Genomic DNA, 14,171 nt, shown 5'->3' on the forward strand with positions numbered 1-14,171 from the left:
AGTTGAAATTTTAAATTTATTATTATACTTATTAATTTAATTATATTCTGTGTACAAAAGTCAAATTTTCAAAAAGAATCTTATTAATTTTCGCTAAAAAATATCTCAAAATAGCAAATCAATTAGAAACCTTCACAGAACCTAATAAGTTAATTGAACTTATTCTAAATGTTATTGACTAATTTAAGAAAATTGACCATAATTCTAAATGGTCGTGCAGTTGCGTGATAATATAGCAAAGCTATAGATCACGAGGAAAGTCCGGACTCTATAGAGGTATGGTGCCGGTTAACCTCCGGCAGAGTATTATTACTTTAGGGACAGTACCACAGAAAATACACCGCCAAGTATGAATACGAAGATCAACTTCAAAAAGAGCTAGGAGTTCATAAGACGAGGAACGGAGCGTATACTTAATACGTGAGTACCGTAGTACTTGTGAAATGACGCAGCCAATTTTTGCAGTTGATCGAGTATTTTTGGTAAGGGTGAAAAGGTACGGTAAGAGCGTACCGGTAAGTTGGTAACAAATTACGCATGGTAAACCCCACCAAGAGCAAGATCAAATAGGCGTTACAGAACTTATCAAGTTCCCGGGTTATCTCTAACCGACTTGTAATGCGGGTAGATCGCTTGAGGTAAACGGTAACGTTTATCCTAGATAAATAACTGCAATGAATTGATATTCATACAGAATCCGGCTTATAGACCTTATTGTCATCCCGCGACTTGATCGCGGGAACTTAGAAAATAGCTTAACAAATATTGATAGATCCTGCGATCAAGTCGCGGAATGACTAGGACTGTAACACAATTTAATGAAAAAGTTATATCATAATCCTATTTGTCCTCTTTCAAGACAAGCCCGTGTCTTCTTAAAAGAATTAGATATAGAATTTACTACGATTAAAGAAGATTATTGGCAATTCAATAAAGATTTTTTAAAAATAAATCCTGCCGGAACTTTACCTATTTTAGCAGAATCATACGGTTTATTTGTGGTAGGTATTTATCCTTTTGTTGAATATCTTAATGGCAAATATCCGAATTTTAATTTTTTAGATGAAGATATTGATATTTGTTGCGAAATTAGACGATTATTCTTTTGGTTTAACGATAAATTTTATCGTGAAGTTACTAAGATTATTATCAATGAAAAAGTTATAAGATCAATTGCTAAAATGAGCAGCCCACGAACCGAGTTTTTACGTGTTGCAAAAAATAATTTAAATTATCACTTAGAATATATAACTTTTTTACTAGAAAAAAGAAGTTATCTTGTATCGGAGTCACTAACTATTGCCGATATTGCCGCAAGTTGTCACTTATCGGTACTCGATTATTTCGGTGAGATTTATTGGGATAAATGGACGCTTATCAAACATTGGTATTCACTAATTAAATCAAGACCGGCTTTTAGGTTATTACTACAAGATAGAATCCCTGGCTTTACCCCTCCAAACTATTATACAGATTTAGATTTTTGAATAGACTTCTTCGGAAACTCTACTTCTAGAGGTAATTTGCGAGTCAATTCGCTGCTCACATCCTCTCACGTACTTCTACGTACGCTGCGGTTCTGTTGTGCTGCGTATTTCCTACAAATTCCTCTCTATAAGCGTGTTTCCGAAGAAGTCTAATATATAATTTAATAATTTGATTCTTTCCGTATCATGAGCTTTTAGTATTTTATGAATATTATTAAGAGATTGATTTTTTATGAGTGCAGGCTCATATTCAAGATGCACTCCACTTAAAATAGCTGTCCCGTCGCCGTAAGTACATTTTATTATTGCAGCCTGAGAATTCTCATAACTTGCTATTATTTCAGTATCTTTGGTATTTTCTGCATCAATAAAATATCCACCGCCATTATAAAAAGCATAACAATCCTTAATATTTAAATTAAGTGTTGGATTTATTTTTAAATAAGCGGCTCTTGCTCCTTTATGTGAGTTGTAACAATAAGGAGCAAGCAATGGTCCTCTAACCGTTCCATTGAAAATCTTTAATTCTCTTTTACTTATAACCTCTATATTTGTTCCTTTAGCGAATTCTACATAGTTACCGCTATAGTAACTGCCTGCACATATCCCAAGAAAATTACCACCGTTTTTAATATAATTCTTTATATTAACATTTCCTTTGCCTTGCAATTTTTGTACATAGTATAAATCTCTTCCACCGAGTAAAATAAGTAATAAGGTGTTTTGAACCCACTTTTCGTCTATAATTTCTTGTGCAGTAATATAATCTACGTTATACTTTGGAGCATAAAGTCTTAAGGTATGCACGCAATGCTTAATACTTTCTTTTGAAACTCCTAGATCATTATAAATTTTTATTTTCATTTTTATATTCTTGACAAGGACATTATATAATTCTATTTAGTGTAATTACTTAAAAATAAATCATGCGGTAATTCTATGCAACTTAATTCAATCTCACTACCGTTAACCACAAGGCAAGCAATAGAAATAGTTTTAGGAGTGGCATTACTTACTATTTGTTCACAAATAGTAATACCTATAAAGCCTATATTTATTTCATTGCAAACCGTTGCAGTGATATTCATCGGACTTACATATAATAAGACTACCGCACCTTTAACAATATTATCTTTCATAACTCTTGGAGCAATGGGAATCCCTGTGTTCGGAGAATTTTCAAGCGGTGTACAAATATTATTCGGTCCTACCGGAGGATATCTAGCAGGTTTTGTAATTGCCGTATATGTTATGGCGAGCTTAAAAGATAAAATTTTTACTTCTAATCAATGGTTAAATCAGATATCTTTATGTTTGATCGGTAATATAATTATTATGAGCTTAGGCTGGATGTGGCTCTCTACACTCTTAGGAGCAAGCGGTGCCTTTTACGGCGGCGTATTACCTTTTATAATACCGGGAATAATTAAATCAGTATTATTAATTGGACTTATCAATGCAGTAAAACCAAAAACTCGATGAACTTCAGTATTGCCTAAAAACAGTTGATCTAAAGTTTCGATGCCATTCCCGCGTAAGCGGGAATCCAGGGTAAAGCGAGATAAATCAAGCTTTTAGAAAGCTTAAAAGTAACGGATTCCCGCTTGCGCGGGAATGATATCGATCTTTAAGTTGACAACAAATATGATATAACTCTATCATTCATGAAAAAAATAAATAACAATGCTAATGCCGCATTTTCCGGTGCCGACCTGGAAAAATAACATTAAATATGATCTTGAAAATATAGCAAGACTTTTAAGAGCCTTAGGTAACTCTCATTTAAGGCTTCCTCCCGTCATACATATAGCAGGTACAAACGGTAAAGGTTCAAGTAGTGCTATGCTTAAAAGCATCTTTACGCTTGCCGGTTATAAGGTACATTGCTATACATCTCCTCATTTATTAGAATTTAATGAACGAATCGTAGTAGCAGGTGAGCAAATCTCGGATAATGAATTATGGCAGGTTTGTGAGCAGGTGAGGGTAGCAAGCGAAAAATTTAATATTGAACCTAGCTTCTTTGAAGGTACTACGGCAGCAGCGTTTCTAGCATTTGAGAAAACAAAAGCCGATATATTAATTTTAGAGACGGGACTAGGCGGTCGGTTAGACGCAACAAATATAATAGAACAACCGTTAATTACTTTAATTACACCTATTTCATATGATCATATGCATATGCTGGGTAATACATTACCCCTAATAGCAATTGAGAAAGCTGGTATTATGAAGTCTTGCGTTCCTTGCGTTATAAGTATGCAAGTTTTGGAAGTTTATGAAACATTATTTGCCAAGGCTGAAGAGTTAGAAGTACCGAGTTTCTGTTATGAATATGATTTCGGTATTAAAAAGACGGACAACGGATTTATTTATTCATCACAAAATTTTACCTATGAGTTTCCTACTCCTTCGCTACTTGGTGATCATCAATTAATAAATGCTGCAAGCGTTATTGCCTTAATAAGCCTTATTAACAAACAATTTAATATTAGTAATGAGGTTATTGCTAAAGGATTACAAAATACTATTTGGCCTGCTAGAATCGAAAAAATAGAACCGAAAAAATATTCTAAATTAATATGTGATAATGTTCAAATTTGGATAGACGTAGCTCACAATAATAGCGGAGCTCAAGTTTTGGCAAATTGGATGCGTGATAATTTAAAATCATCGATATATTTAATACTCGGTATGACTAAAAATAGGAATATTGAGGAATTTTGCTCTTACTTTAAGGATTTGACAATTAAAGGTTACGGCGTTAAAGTTTTATCCGAACCGCTAAGCCATAGTGCAGAAACAATACATTTGGAAGGCAGAAAGAGTGGTATTGATTTTAGCGCAAGCGACTCACTCGAAGAAGCAATTAGTGATATAAAGAAGATAAACGGCGATAATAAAGCAAATATTATAATAACCGGATCGCTTTATTTAGCTTCCGATTTTTATAAGTTACTATGATGTCATGCCTGCGTGGATACTAAATCGTCATTGCAAGCAACTGCAAGGAGCGTGGCAATCTCATAAAGTAGGACTCCTGAGATTGCTTCGTCAAAATTTTCAATTTTTTCTCGCAATGACGTATTGATTCTCGCTATAAATATATAAAAACCAACATAGGAGAAAATAACATGACCTATTGCAACAAATCTAATCAAACCTCATATCCTTTTATCTTACCTGATTTACCTTATGAGAAAGAAAGTTTTAAACCACATTTTACTCTCGAGACTTTTGATTATCATCATGGTAAGCATCATAATACTTATGTACAAAATCTAAACAATTTACTCAAAGATAAAGAAGAATTACAAAAAAAAGATTTAGAAGAAATAATAGAATGGTCATCACAAAACTCAAATGCGGCTATTTTTAATAACGCAGCCCAAATATGGAATCATACCTTTTTTTGGCATTCAATAAAGCCGCAGGGCGGAGGTAAGCCAAGCGGTAAAATATTAGAACAAATTAATAAAGATTTCGGTAGTTTTGAAGAGTTTTGCGAACAGTTTAAGCAAGAGGCAGTAGGGCAATTCGGTAGCGGCTGGGCATGGCTTATATATCACGATAATAGGTTACAAATTATAAAAACCGCTAATGCCGGTACACCTATAGCACACGGTATGAAGCCGCTTCTTGCATGTGATGTATGGGAACATGCTTATTATATTGATTATCGTAACAAACGACCTGATTATGTTGACATATTTATTAAGCATATGATCAACTGGAAGTTTGTAGAAGATAACTTAATAAAATAAAACTATGGCTGATATAAAGGTAAGAAAACATCCTATTATTAATAATCTGAAGCAAGAGTCACAAACTCCTGGAGTTAATGAGCAATCTGATATATTAGAGGAGTTAAAAGACCTACAAAAATTCAACAATCTTCTAGCAATCAAACAAAAACATTGCAGGAGTTAGAGCAAGCACAGAAAGCTCCTATCGAATATATAGCTTTTAGTGGAGGAGGAGCTAAGGGAGCAATATATTCCGGAGCCTATGAGACAGCAAAAAAGCTGGTATTTTAGATAATGTCAAGACGGTAGCAGGTTCTTCCGCTGGTGCTATAACTGCCACAGTGGTAGCTCTTGGGACACCCGCCTGAGCAATTTGAAGAAATTTCTAAAAATACAAATCTGCAAACTTTACTTGGAAAAAAAGGATTTTCTGCGGATATAATACAGTTAAATAAAGACAGTAAACCTTTATATGCTCTATTAGAACTTGTTATTAAAGAATAATACAGGAAATTTTTTACAGAGATCAGATATAGTAAATGTTAAAGATGATAAAGCTCTTGATGAATTAAGAGAAAGATACAACCAAAAAGACGGTAAAATATATTTTAAGGATATAGCGTTACTGCGAAAATACAATCCAGTGCAGTATAAAGATTTAGTAATTATGGCAACTCAGCAAGAGACAAGTGAACTAACTATTTTCAATAGTTTTGATACGCCAAATGTTGAAATTACCTTAGCTTGCTGTGCTTCTGCTTCTATACCGCTTGTTTTTAAGCCGGTAGAAATTGACAGTAAAAAATATATAGACGGCAGATATAGAGATAATATACCGACAAAATATTTTAAAGGCAATGAACTGGAATTTGATACAAAAGCAATAACTGATAATATGGAGGAGATTACCTTAGCTAAAAAACAAGGTAGAACTCTAGCTATGGCTTTTGGTACGTACGGGTATGGAAACTGATGCAAATATTGCTATATATAGTGCAAAAAAATTTGAAAGCCCAAGTGATACCGTAAAGTTTTTAGCTGATATATTATTTAAGACACTTGCAAAAGTAGGAGGAAAATTTAAATATACTGAAAACTCTAAAAGCAACTAATGAACAGTTACGTGAAAATGCTTTAAACACTGCTGTTTTAGATACTGCCGGAATAGATACTTTGGATTTCAAAGATGCACAAAAATATTCTAATTATTTGCATATTAAAGGATATTGTCAAACTAGAGAACATTTGAATAATCATGACCTTGGCAAAGAAGCAGATAAAATATTTGACCATCAAAAATTTCTACTAAATGTTTATGAAGTTTATGATAATAAAAATCTACATAAAACATCTGGCACTAAATTGTTAGAAATGTTTATTCAGTCAAAAGAAAATAATACTTCTAAATGGCAAGAAGGAGTTATTGAAAATCATGATGATAAAGCAAAGATGTTATTATCATTTTGTAAAACCGGAGCATTAAACGAAAAAGAATTAAATGAAAAGCTTAAAGAATATGTAATTATTGCTGCAACTAGTCGTAATAATACACTAAAAGCCGATACAAACTCATGGAACGCTTTATTGTATACCTTATAAATGATACTGCTGCTTCAAGTAAAATAAAAGATAGTTTCATTGAGGTACTTGGAATAGATAAAAATAAAGATGTAAGATTTGATAAAACTAAAACCTTTGATGAAAATATTGCTAAGTTTAAATTTACTAAACAAGATTTAGAAAGCTTTATAACTAAGAGTAAAAGCGAAGCACCAAAAACTCAAAGCAAACATAGTGTAGCTACAAGTCATGTCAGTAGGGGGCGAGTTAGGTGTTGTTATGTCATTCCTGCGAAAGCGGGAATGACATCGAGCGGGTTTTTCAAGCCATGCAACAAAGCTCGCCTTTCCTCGCAATGACGGCTACTAAAAAAAATGAATATCGGTAAATTTAAACTAATTGTTTTTGACAAACTAGACAGTACAAACTCTGAGGCTATGAAAATGGCTCAGAATGCTAAAGTTGATTCAAACTATGCAGTACTTGCCAAATCTCAAACTAATGGACGCGGTAGAAGCGGCAAAAACTGGCAGTCTAGGTCAGGTAACTTACATGTAAGTTTACTAATAAAGCCTGATAAAGAGCTAGAATTATTGCCGCAATTATCTTTTGTTACAGCACTTAGCGTTTATGATAGTATAACCTCTTTATGTCACTCCCATAGTGCTCTATGTCATTCCCGCTTTCGTGGGGATGACATAAGGAACGAAAATAACATTATACAACTAAAATGGCCCAATGATGTATTAATTAACAGTCGGAAAATTGCCGGTATACTTCTTGAATCTGTTAAAGTAGAAAATAATTATTACCTTATTATCGGTATCGGCATTAATATTACCTATCACCCTGATAATATCGACCAGCCTACTACTAGCTTAATAAGCGAAAATCTACCACCTATAGAACCGCAAGCTTTACTTGAGATATTAATAGAAAATTTTGAAGAATATTATCACATTTGGCATAATAACGGTTTTCCTTTTATTAGAAAAAAATGGTTAGAACATGCTTATAAGTTATATGAAAATATTAGCGTTAAATATCAAAATGATATAGTAACCGGTATTTTTAAAGATATCGATAATACCGGCAGAATAATATTGCAACTACCGTCCAAAAAAATAATCTCTTTTTCCACTGCCGAACTTTTTTTTAGCAAAAATATTACTAAATTTAAATTGTAGATTTAATTTTTGTTAACTTCTACTTAAGCTCCAATTTAACAAGGTAATAAATATATGCCCCAAGAAAATAACAACCCAAGTTATCTGTCTCAAGCGTTTTTAACAAATGCATATGAGCAATTAAACGAATTTAAAAAACTTTCTTCTAATAACATTCGTACATTAATGCAAGATTTTATAAAATTGAAAAAGCTTTTAAATGTACACTATTTACAGGTAATAATAACGCATGTGAAGGTTTAGTAGAATTATATGACGAAGTAATAAAAAATGCCTAATTATGAACTTCAAAACATAAATATAACACAATTTAGAGATATTATGGTCTTAGTCGGAAGGGAACTTAAGCATGAACAATGTATAAATACCTCCTTATTGTCAGTAAATATTAATGAAAAATTTCTCAAACCAAGTGTTGTGACTCACGTAAAAACTATTGAAATATGTCAACAGCAAAATAGTGAAGATCCTTTCGCAATTAACGAGTCAGAAATATTTAATCAAAAATGCAAGGTTAAGCAGTACGGCATTTGAGCAATTTAATAGCTTTTTTAAAGCAAGATGTGGAAGTAATTTTGCTTTGAGATTTAGGAATTATGCAGATTATAGAGGAATTAACGAAGTTATTGCTAAAGGGGACGGTAATTTAAATAAATTTCAGCTAAGGAAGATATATGGCGATCCTATTGCTCCTTACGAACGAGTTATCACTAAACCGGTTAATAATAGTGTCATTCTATACATTAATAATGTAAGAACTATGGGCATTGTAGATTACAACGATAGTATAATGACCTTACCAAGTCCCTTAGGTCAAGACGTAATTTTAACTACTGATTTTACTTTTGACGTAGCAGTTAGATTGAGTATAGATAGTTTTGAATATTCTTATTGTAATGACGGTTCTATAGCGTTATACAACATAGAGTTAGTGGAGGTGATTATATGAGTATTGCGATTGAAGAGGTAATTACAAAGCTTACGAATTTTGTTTATTGTTTTCAAATTAAGCGAGCTAGCGGTGAGGAATTAAACTCAACAAATAGCGATCATGCTATAAAAAGTGAAGAGAGAGTTTTTTTACCGAATTCCAGTTTAGATTTAAAAGAAGCAGAATTTAACGATTCCGCACAAAACCATATAATCATTGAAGGTATTTTTGAGGAAAACGGCTATTATAACGGCGGTCAAATTATATTCAGCAAAATCGTTTTAACATTAAAGTTCTAAGCAATTTCGGTGATTTGATTATATTAGAGGATATTATACCGGATTATGTTAAAGATGCCGAGGAAGTAAAAATTACTGCCGGATGTGATAAAAATTTTATAACCTGTTGCAATAAATTTAATAATGCTATAAATTTTAGGGACGAACCGCTAATACCAAAAACAGATTTTATAAATTTAGTATAATCAATGAAACAAGGTTTTATAAAACTAGTATATGCAGAGCTACAGAATATAATAAATATGAAAAGCTCCAAACAACAGCAAAAAAAAGAAACGCAATTAATTGATTATTTTAAAATAGTTGAAAGTAATATATTATATACATTTCAAAAAATAAAACAGGGATATGAAAGAGACTAAACGTTTTTTTTACAAAAATAATAGATTAAATAAAGGTTATGCTAAGACTTTTAGTGTAAACGAACCTGATAATAATTTTTACCGTAAAAAATTTGAACATATATTACCGCCAATTGATTTAATCAGTGAGTATGAGAGTATTTATCCCGGTACTTTACAGGAATTAATGCATATGGCACAACAAGAGCAAGCTCATAGGCATGCTATAGACCTAAAAAACTTGAAAATACAGGCAAGAGTCGCTAAATTAACACGCATCTGTTTATTAATATTTGGAATTTGCCTTGTAGTTTCAATTTTTTTTAAAACCTTCTAAATAAAATTAAAGATAAAATATTTTATTTACTTGTAATTTTAAATAAAATAAGTTAAATGCAATATATATTTATTTATAAACATAATACGGAGACATTTTATTTCTAAAAATAATTTTCCTAAGGCTAATAGAGAAATCAGAGCTAGAGAAGTGCGTTTAGTAGGCGAAAACGGCGAAATGCACGGCGTCGTAAATATTAGAGAAGCATTAGATATGGCGGAAAGAGCCGGTCTTGACTTAGTCGAGATATCACCGAATGCTGTACCCCCTGTCTGTAAAATTCTAGATTTTGGTAAGTTTAAGTACGAAAGCAAAAAACGTTTGCATGAAGCACGCAAAAAACAAAAAATCGTCGTACTTAAAGAAATGAAATTTAAACCTAATATTAGTATAGGTGATTTTGAAACTAAGTTAAGAAAAATAAAAGAATTTTTAAAAGACGGAGATAAAGTAAAAATTTCTTTATGGTTTAAGGGACGAGAGATTCTTCATAAAGAGGTCGGTCAAGAACTATTTAAACGTATAGAAGTAGGGCTCGAAGGACTCGTTAAAATCGATCAGCATGCTAAAATGGAAGGTAAACAGATGATAATGATCGTTAGCCCTGATATTAAGGTGCAATAGCTACTCAAATCGTCATTGCGCGCGAACGTAGAGAGTGTGGCAATCTCAGGAATTTTACTGTTTCATGAGGTTGCCGCGTCGAGGCTTGGCCTCTCCTCGCAATGACATGTAATAACAACAATAAAAAGTCAAATATGCCGATTAAAATTTTAATGCCTGCTTTATCTCCAACTATGACGGAAGGAAATCTAGCTAGGTGGTTAAAAAAAGAAGGGGACAAAGTTAATCCTGGAGAAGTAATTGCTGAAATTGAAACCGATAAAGCAACGATGGAAGTAGAAGCAGTAGATGAAGGTATACTTGCCAAAATAGTTATCCCACAAAATAGTCAAAATGTACCTGTTAACTCTTTAATTGCCGTGTTAAGTGAAGAGGGAGAAGAAAAAACAGACATTGATGCGTTTATTGCAAAAAATAATAGTGTATCACCGTCACCGAAAACAGATGCTAATCTTCCGAAACCCCACGAGAATATAGCTAATGTAGAAGAACAGGTAACAGTTATAAAACATGATGCTAGTAAAATATTCGCCTCACCGCTTGCAAAAAGACTTGCAAAAATGAGAAATATTAGATTTGAGAGCGTGAAAGGTAGCGGTCCGCACGGTAGAATAGTCAAACAAGATATCTTATCATATACTCCTAGCACTGCTCATAATAAAATAGTTAGCAGGAATCCTGAAGAATATCGTTTAGTACCAAATAATAATATCCGCAAGATTATAGCCAAGCGTCTGCTTGAATCTAAACAAACAGTTCCACATTTTTATTTATCTATAGAATGTAATGTCGATAAATTGTTAGATATAAGAGAAGACATTAATAAATTTTTTTCTGAAGATAAATCAACAAGGATATCGGTTAATGATTTTATTATTTTAGCAGTAGCCAAAGCTTTACAAGAAGTGCCAAATGCCAATGCTAGCTGGGGAGAAGATGCAATTAGATATTACAATAATGTCGATATTTCAGTAGCGGTAGCGATTGAGAACGGGCTTGTTACACCGATAGTTAAAAATGCCAATCAAAAAAATATTCTAGAACTATCTCGTGAAATGAAAGCATTAATAAAGAAAGCAAAAGATAATAAATTAACCCCTGAAGAATTTCAGGGCGGAGGGTTTACCATTTCTAACCTCGGTATGTACGGTATTAAGAATTTCAATGCTATAATTAACCCACCACAAAGTTGTATAATGGGCGTCGGAGCTAGTGCAAAACGTGCTATAGTCAAGAATGATCAAATAACTATAGCAACAATTATGGACGTAACTCTTTCTGCCGATCACCGAGTAGTAGACGGAGCAGTCGGTGCTGAGTTCTTGGCAGCATTTAAAAAGTTTATAGAGAGTCCCGTTTTGATGTTGATATAAGTCGTCATTACGAGCAGCCATAGGCTGCGTGACAATCTCGTCAAATATCCTGAGATTGCTTCATCGCAGCTTTCAGTTGCTTCTCGCAATAACGTTGAAATCTCACCCATAAACAAATCACAATAAAATAACATGCGTTTTTCAGATAATTTAGCAAAAATTTTAGACAAATACGAAAATTTAGGCAACAAACTATCTTCCGGCATTATGGGAGACGAGTTTGTTAAGGCATCTAAAGAATATGCAGAACTTGAAGATGTTGTAGCAAAAATTAAAGAATATAATAAGGCTAAATCTGAGCTTGAAGAAGCAAATAATTTTAAGCTAGAAGTGGGACTTGATAATGCCACTTTAGAAATGATTGAAGACGAAATATACACTCTTGAAAATTCGTTACCAAAACTTGAAAGAGCCGTAAAAATTGCTTTATTACCAAAAGATGATGCGGATAGTAAAAGTGCTATTATTGAAGTTAGAGCAGGAAGCGGCGGAGAAGAAGCGGCACTTTTTGCTGCCGTACTTTTTAATATGTATCAAAGATATGCTGAGTTAAAAGGATGGCGTTTTGAGATATTAGCAATTTCCGATACGGGAATAGGCGGTTATAAAGAAGCATCGGCGTCAATAAAAGGCAAAGATGTATTCTCTAAGCTCAAATTTGAGTCAGGCGTTCATAGAGTACAGAGAGTACCGGAAACGGAATCACAAGGACGTATTCATACTTCGGCAGCAACGGTTGCAGTACTTCCTGAGGCTGAAGAGGTTGATATTAAAATTGAAGATAAAGACTTAAGAATCGATACTTATAGAGCTTCAGGGGCTGGTGGACAGCACGTTAATACTACTGATTCTGCCGTACGTATAACTCATATCCCCACCGGTATTACCGTAGCCTTGCAAGATGAGAAGTCACAGCATAAAAATAAAGCAAAGGCGTTAAAAATTCTACGTGCTAGAATTTATGAAGAAGAACGACGTAAAAAGGAACAAGAAAGAGCCGATAGCAGAAGAGGGCAGGTAGGTTCGGGAAATCGTTCGGAACGGATACGTACTTATAATTTCCCACAGGGAAGAGTATCCGACCATAGAATAAACTTAACACTTTATAAGATAGACGAAGTAGTTAAAAACGGACAATTAGATGAGTTTGTTGAAGCTTTAATTGCAGATGATGAAGCTAAAAAACTTTTGGAGATATAAGTGTATATCGTCATTGTGAGTAGGCATTGTTGCGTGGATCAATTTCACCTCTGTTCACCCCGTGGCTTGACCACGGGATCCAGTTAAAAATACTAACATTATTAGTATTTTTTATTATTTTTAATGGACCCCGTGGTCAAGCCACGGGGTGAACAGAGGTGAAATTGATCCACGCAACAATGCCTACTAATACTCCGATTAACAGTGATAAAAAGACTATTAGATTAAATAAAAATATATTCTCTGAACGAATAAACAATATTACTAGAATAACCAATATTATTGCCGTTAATAAGCATATATATTGCTGACCGTAGAAATTTAACGGGCTACTTTTCATTAAGCCTTGTAGTTTTTAGAAAAGCTATAATCGAACCGCTAAAAGTTAAAGCACCGATAGAGACGCCTACTGATATTTCCATTAATGCATTAATCGGTAAAACTTCCCTGCTATTCCTATAAAAAAAATTTTCAGGAGCAAGTACTGGTACCAAAGCCACAAATCCCGCACCAACACCCACAAAAAAAGGAAATCCCGCTACAAATTGAGGCATTGCCGGCCTGGGAAATTTTAACTGCGAAAATCCCCCCCCAATTACGGCCCCTAAAAAATATGGTTTGCTAAAAAGGGGGAAATTATTGGATAAAAAACCCGGGGAGGGAAAAAAAGCAAACCGAAGAATGGGAAATCCCCCCTCCCCCCAAAATCCACCAAGGGGAACCGCCCCAAAATGGTGGCTTGGTTTTCTTTGAAGGGAAAAAAAATTTTGTAATGGGAATAAAAAAAAAACCCAAACAACCCCCGCCCACTTAATTTATAAAAAAAGACCGGGGTAATAATTTTGTTGGGGGGGAAAATAGGGGGGAAGAAGGGTGGGTTTTTTTATATATTATTATACGTATTTTTTTGGCGCGCGGCACTCACCGCCCGCGGCGCTTGTGGCGCCCACCGGAGGAGTACCACCCCAAAAAAAAAAAACAAAAAAAAAAAAAAAACCAGGGGGGGGAAACTCTCATCCCCTCCTAGCACTATAAATACATATTAATGTCTGTTATGTATTATGTATTTTGTGGAGTACTTAGTGA

At 33.7% G+C, this 14,171-nt stretch carries 20 protein-coding genes, 1 other RNA gene and 2 pseudogenes; 20 read left to right on the forward strand and 3 right to left on the reverse strand.

From position 1 onward, the window contains the following. The first annotated feature begins 204 nt into the window (after positions 1-204). Both rnpB and RAF_RS03455 read left to right on the forward strand, forming a co-directional pair. An RNA gene (gene rnpB / locus RAF_RS07120) (RNase P RNA component class A) lies at positions 205-721 on the forward strand. A 97-nt stretch (positions 722-818) separates the two neighbouring features. Next, positions 819-1,487 carry a glutathione S-transferase family protein gene (locus RAF_RS03455; protein ID WP_012719735.1) on the forward strand — a complete coding sequence of 223 codons (669 nt, stop codon included), beginning with the start codon at positions 819-821 and terminating at the stop codon, positions 1,485-1,487. Here RAF_RS03455 and RAF_RS10720 read toward each other — a convergent pair. Both RAF_RS10720 and RAF_RS03460 read right to left on the reverse strand, forming a co-directional pair. After that, positions 1,475-1,656: pseudogene (locus RAF_RS10720) on the reverse strand (palindromic element RPE1 domain-containing protein); the annotation flags it as partial. The gene RAF_RS03455 and the pseudogene RAF_RS10720 overlap by 13 nt on opposite strands. Continuing rightward, complete coding sequence (locus RAF_RS03460) at positions 1,599-2,351, reverse strand: BPL-N domain-containing protein (protein ID WP_012719736.1); 753 nt, start codon at positions 2,349-2,351, stop codon at positions 1,599-1,601. The pseudogene RAF_RS10720 and the gene RAF_RS03460, both read right to left, overlap by 58 nt. Positions 2,352-2,426: 75 nt before the next feature. Here RAF_RS03460 and RAF_RS03465 point away from each other — a divergent pair, with 75 nt between their 5' ends. The 18 genes from RAF_RS03465 (at position 2,427) to prfA (ending at position 13,085) form a co-directional block, all read left to right on the forward strand. Beyond that, on the forward strand, positions 2,427-2,969 hold the full coding sequence (locus tag RAF_RS03465; protein WP_012719737.1) for a biotin transporter BioY: 543 nt from the start codon (positions 2,427-2,429) through the stop codon (positions 2,967-2,969). Positions 2,970-3,170: 201 nt separating this feature from the next. Continuing rightward, positions 3,171-4,451, forward strand: coding sequence for a folylpolyglutamate synthase/dihydrofolate synthase family protein (locus RAF_RS03470; protein WP_012719738.1), 1,281 nt, complete (start codon positions 3,171-3,173; stop codon positions 4,449-4,451). 170 nt (positions 4,452-4,621) lie between these two features. Continuing rightward, the gene (locus RAF_RS03480) at positions 4,622-5,251 is read left to right on the forward strand and encodes a superoxide dismutase (RefSeq protein WP_010977391.1); all 630 of its coding nucleotides are present in this window, start codon (positions 4,622-4,624) and stop codon (positions 5,249-5,251) included. 4 nt (positions 5,252-5,255) lie between these two features. Then, on the forward strand, positions 5,256-5,417 hold the full coding sequence (locus tag RAF_RS10725) for a hypothetical protein (RefSeq protein ID WP_410524332.1): 162 nt from the start codon (positions 5,256-5,258) through the stop codon (positions 5,415-5,417). Between the two features lie 167 nt (positions 5,418-5,584). Then, the gene (locus tag RAF_RS10730; protein ID WP_410524333.1) at positions 5,585-5,737 is read left to right on the forward strand and encodes a hypothetical protein; all 153 of its coding nucleotides are present in this window, start codon (positions 5,585-5,587) and stop codon (positions 5,735-5,737) included. Next, positions 5,721-6,206 (forward strand): patatin-like phospholipase family protein, encoded by a 486-nt coding sequence (locus RAF_RS10735; protein ID WP_041471869.1) that lies wholly within the window; start codon positions 5,721-5,723, stop codon positions 6,204-6,206. The genes RAF_RS10730 and RAF_RS10735 overlap by 17 nt, the downstream gene beginning before the upstream one ends. Continuing rightward, a complete protein-coding gene (locus RAF_RS10740) occupies positions 6,196-6,345 on the forward strand; it encodes a hypothetical protein (protein ID WP_410003118.1) in 150 nt (49 codons plus the stop codon). Before RAF_RS10735 ends, RAF_RS10740 begins: the two co-directional genes overlap by 11 nt. 61 nt (positions 6,346-6,406) lie before the next feature. Then, complete coding sequence (locus tag RAF_RS10745) at positions 6,407-6,832, forward strand: hypothetical protein (protein WP_410524334.1); 426 nt, start codon at positions 6,407-6,409, stop codon at positions 6,830-6,832. Further along, positions 6,805-7,152 carry a hypothetical protein gene (locus RAF_RS10750; protein WP_410524335.1) on the forward strand — a complete coding sequence of 116 codons (348 nt, stop codon included), beginning with the start codon at positions 6,805-6,807 and terminating at the stop codon, positions 7,150-7,152. The genes RAF_RS10745 and RAF_RS10750 overlap by 28 nt, the downstream gene beginning before the upstream one ends. Before the next feature lie 15 nt (positions 7,153-7,167). Further along, on the forward strand, positions 7,168-7,980 hold the full coding sequence (locus RAF_RS03495; protein ID WP_012719739.1) for a biotin--[acetyl-CoA-carboxylase] ligase: 813 nt from the start codon (positions 7,168-7,170) through the stop codon (positions 7,978-7,980). Positions 7,981-8,440: 460 nt separating this feature from the next. Continuing rightward, complete coding sequence (locus RAF_RS03505) at positions 8,441-8,929, forward strand: TIGR02217 family protein (protein WP_041471870.1); 489 nt, start codon at positions 8,441-8,443, stop codon at positions 8,927-8,929. Beyond that, positions 8,926-9,210, forward strand: coding sequence for a DUF2163 domain-containing protein (locus RAF_RS03510; RefSeq protein ID WP_012719741.1), 285 nt, complete (start codon positions 8,926-8,928; stop codon positions 9,208-9,210). The genes RAF_RS03505 and RAF_RS03510 overlap by 4 nt, the downstream gene beginning before the upstream one ends. 14 nt (positions 9,211-9,224) lie before the next feature. Further along, positions 9,225-9,395 carry a phage BR0599 family protein gene (locus tag RAF_RS07820; protein WP_004995615.1) on the forward strand — a complete coding sequence of 57 codons (171 nt, stop codon included), beginning with the start codon at positions 9,225-9,227 and terminating at the stop codon, positions 9,393-9,395. Positions 9,396-9,398: 3 nt separating this feature from the next. Then, the gene (locus RAF_RS09335; RefSeq protein WP_012719742.1) at positions 9,399-9,572 is read left to right on the forward strand and encodes a hypothetical protein; all 174 of its coding nucleotides are present in this window, start codon (positions 9,399-9,401) and stop codon (positions 9,570-9,572) included. Next, positions 9,559-9,888, forward strand: a complete 330-nt coding sequence (locus RAF_RS03515) for a DUF2335 domain-containing protein (protein ID WP_010977381.1) — start codon at positions 9,559-9,561, stop codon at positions 9,886-9,888. Before RAF_RS09335 ends, RAF_RS03515 begins: the two co-directional genes overlap by 14 nt. A 63-nt stretch (positions 9,889-9,951) precedes the next feature. After that, positions 9,952-10,512: a translation initiation factor IF-3 gene (infC, locus tag RAF_RS03520; protein ID WP_081420718.1), complete on the forward strand. Its 561-nt coding sequence runs from the start codon at positions 9,952-9,954 to the stop codon at positions 10,510-10,512. 134 nt (positions 10,513-10,646) lie between these two features. Further along, positions 10,647-11,885, forward strand: coding sequence for a pyruvate dehydrogenase complex dihydrolipoamide acetyltransferase (locus RAF_RS03525; protein ID WP_012719743.1), 1,239 nt, complete (start codon positions 10,647-10,649; stop codon positions 11,883-11,885). 132 nt (positions 11,886-12,017) lie between these two features. Next, positions 12,018-13,085, forward strand: a complete 1,068-nt coding sequence (gene prfA, locus RAF_RS03530) for a peptide chain release factor 1 (RefSeq protein ID WP_012719744.1) — start codon at positions 12,018-12,020, stop codon at positions 13,083-13,085. Positions 13,086-13,269: 184 nt separating this feature from the next. Here the strand turns inward: prfA and RAF_RS03535 are convergent. After that, a pseudogene (locus RAF_RS03535) lies at positions 13,270-13,696 on the reverse strand (NAD(P)(+) transhydrogenase (Re/Si-specific) subunit beta); the annotation flags it as partial. Positions 13,697-14,171 lie beyond the last annotated feature (475 nt).

This window comes from Rickettsia africae ESF-5, from assembly GCF_000023005.1.
In the GTDB taxonomy this organism is placed as follows: Bacteria; Pseudomonadota; Alphaproteobacteria; order Rickettsiales; family Rickettsiaceae; genus Rickettsia; species Rickettsia rickettsii.

Bases quoted from the DNA above. Each gene is read 5' to 3' on its own strand.
- RAF_RS10740 (WP_410003118.1), top strand. From the start codon at position 6,196: ATGGAAACTGATGCAAATATTGCTATATATAGTGCAAAAAAATTTGAA.
- RAF_RS03460 (WP_012719736.1), bottom strand. From the start codon at position 2,351: ATGAAAATAAAAATTTATAATGATCTAGGAGTTTCAAAAGAAAGTATT.
- RAF_RS03515 (WP_010977381.1), top strand. From the start codon at position 9,559: ATGAAAGAGACTAAACGTTTTTTTTACAAAAATAATAGATTAAATAAA.
- RAF_RS03465 (WP_012719737.1), top strand. From the start codon at position 2,427: ATGCAACTTAATTCAATCTCACTACCGTTAACCACAAGGCAAGCAATA.
- RAF_RS03455 (WP_012719735.1), top strand. From the start codon at position 819: ATGAAAAAGTTATATCATAATCCTATTTGTCCTCTTTCAAGACAAGCC.
- RAF_RS10725 (WP_410524332.1), top strand. From the start codon at position 5,256: ATGGCTGATATAAAGGTAAGAAAACATCCTATTATTAATAATCTGAAG.
- RAF_RS03495 (WP_012719739.1), top strand. From the start codon at position 7,168: ATGAATATCGGTAAATTTAAACTAATTGTTTTTGACAAACTAGACAGT.
- RAF_RS03525 (WP_012719743.1), top strand. From the start codon at position 10,647: ATGCCGATTAAAATTTTAATGCCTGCTTTATCTCCAACTATGACGGAA.
- RAF_RS03480 (WP_010977391.1), top strand. From the start codon at position 4,622: ATGACCTATTGCAACAAATCTAATCAAACCTCATATCCTTTTATCTTA.
- RAF_RS03470 (WP_012719738.1), top strand. From the start codon at position 3,171: ATGCTAATGCCGCATTTTCCGGTGCCGACCTGGAAAAATAACATTAAA.
- prfA (WP_012719744.1), top strand. From the start codon at position 12,018: ATGCGTTTTTCAGATAATTTAGCAAAAATTTTAGACAAATACGAAAAT.
- RAF_RS03510 (WP_012719741.1), top strand. From the start codon at position 8,926: ATGAGTATTGCGATTGAAGAGGTAATTACAAAGCTTACGAATTTTGTT.
- RAF_RS09335 (WP_012719742.1), top strand. From the start codon at position 9,399: ATGAAACAAGGTTTTATAAAACTAGTATATGCAGAGCTACAGAATATA.
- RAF_RS10750 (WP_410524335.1), top strand. From the start codon at position 6,805: ATGGAACGCTTTATTGTATACCTTATAAATGATACTGCTGCTTCAAGT.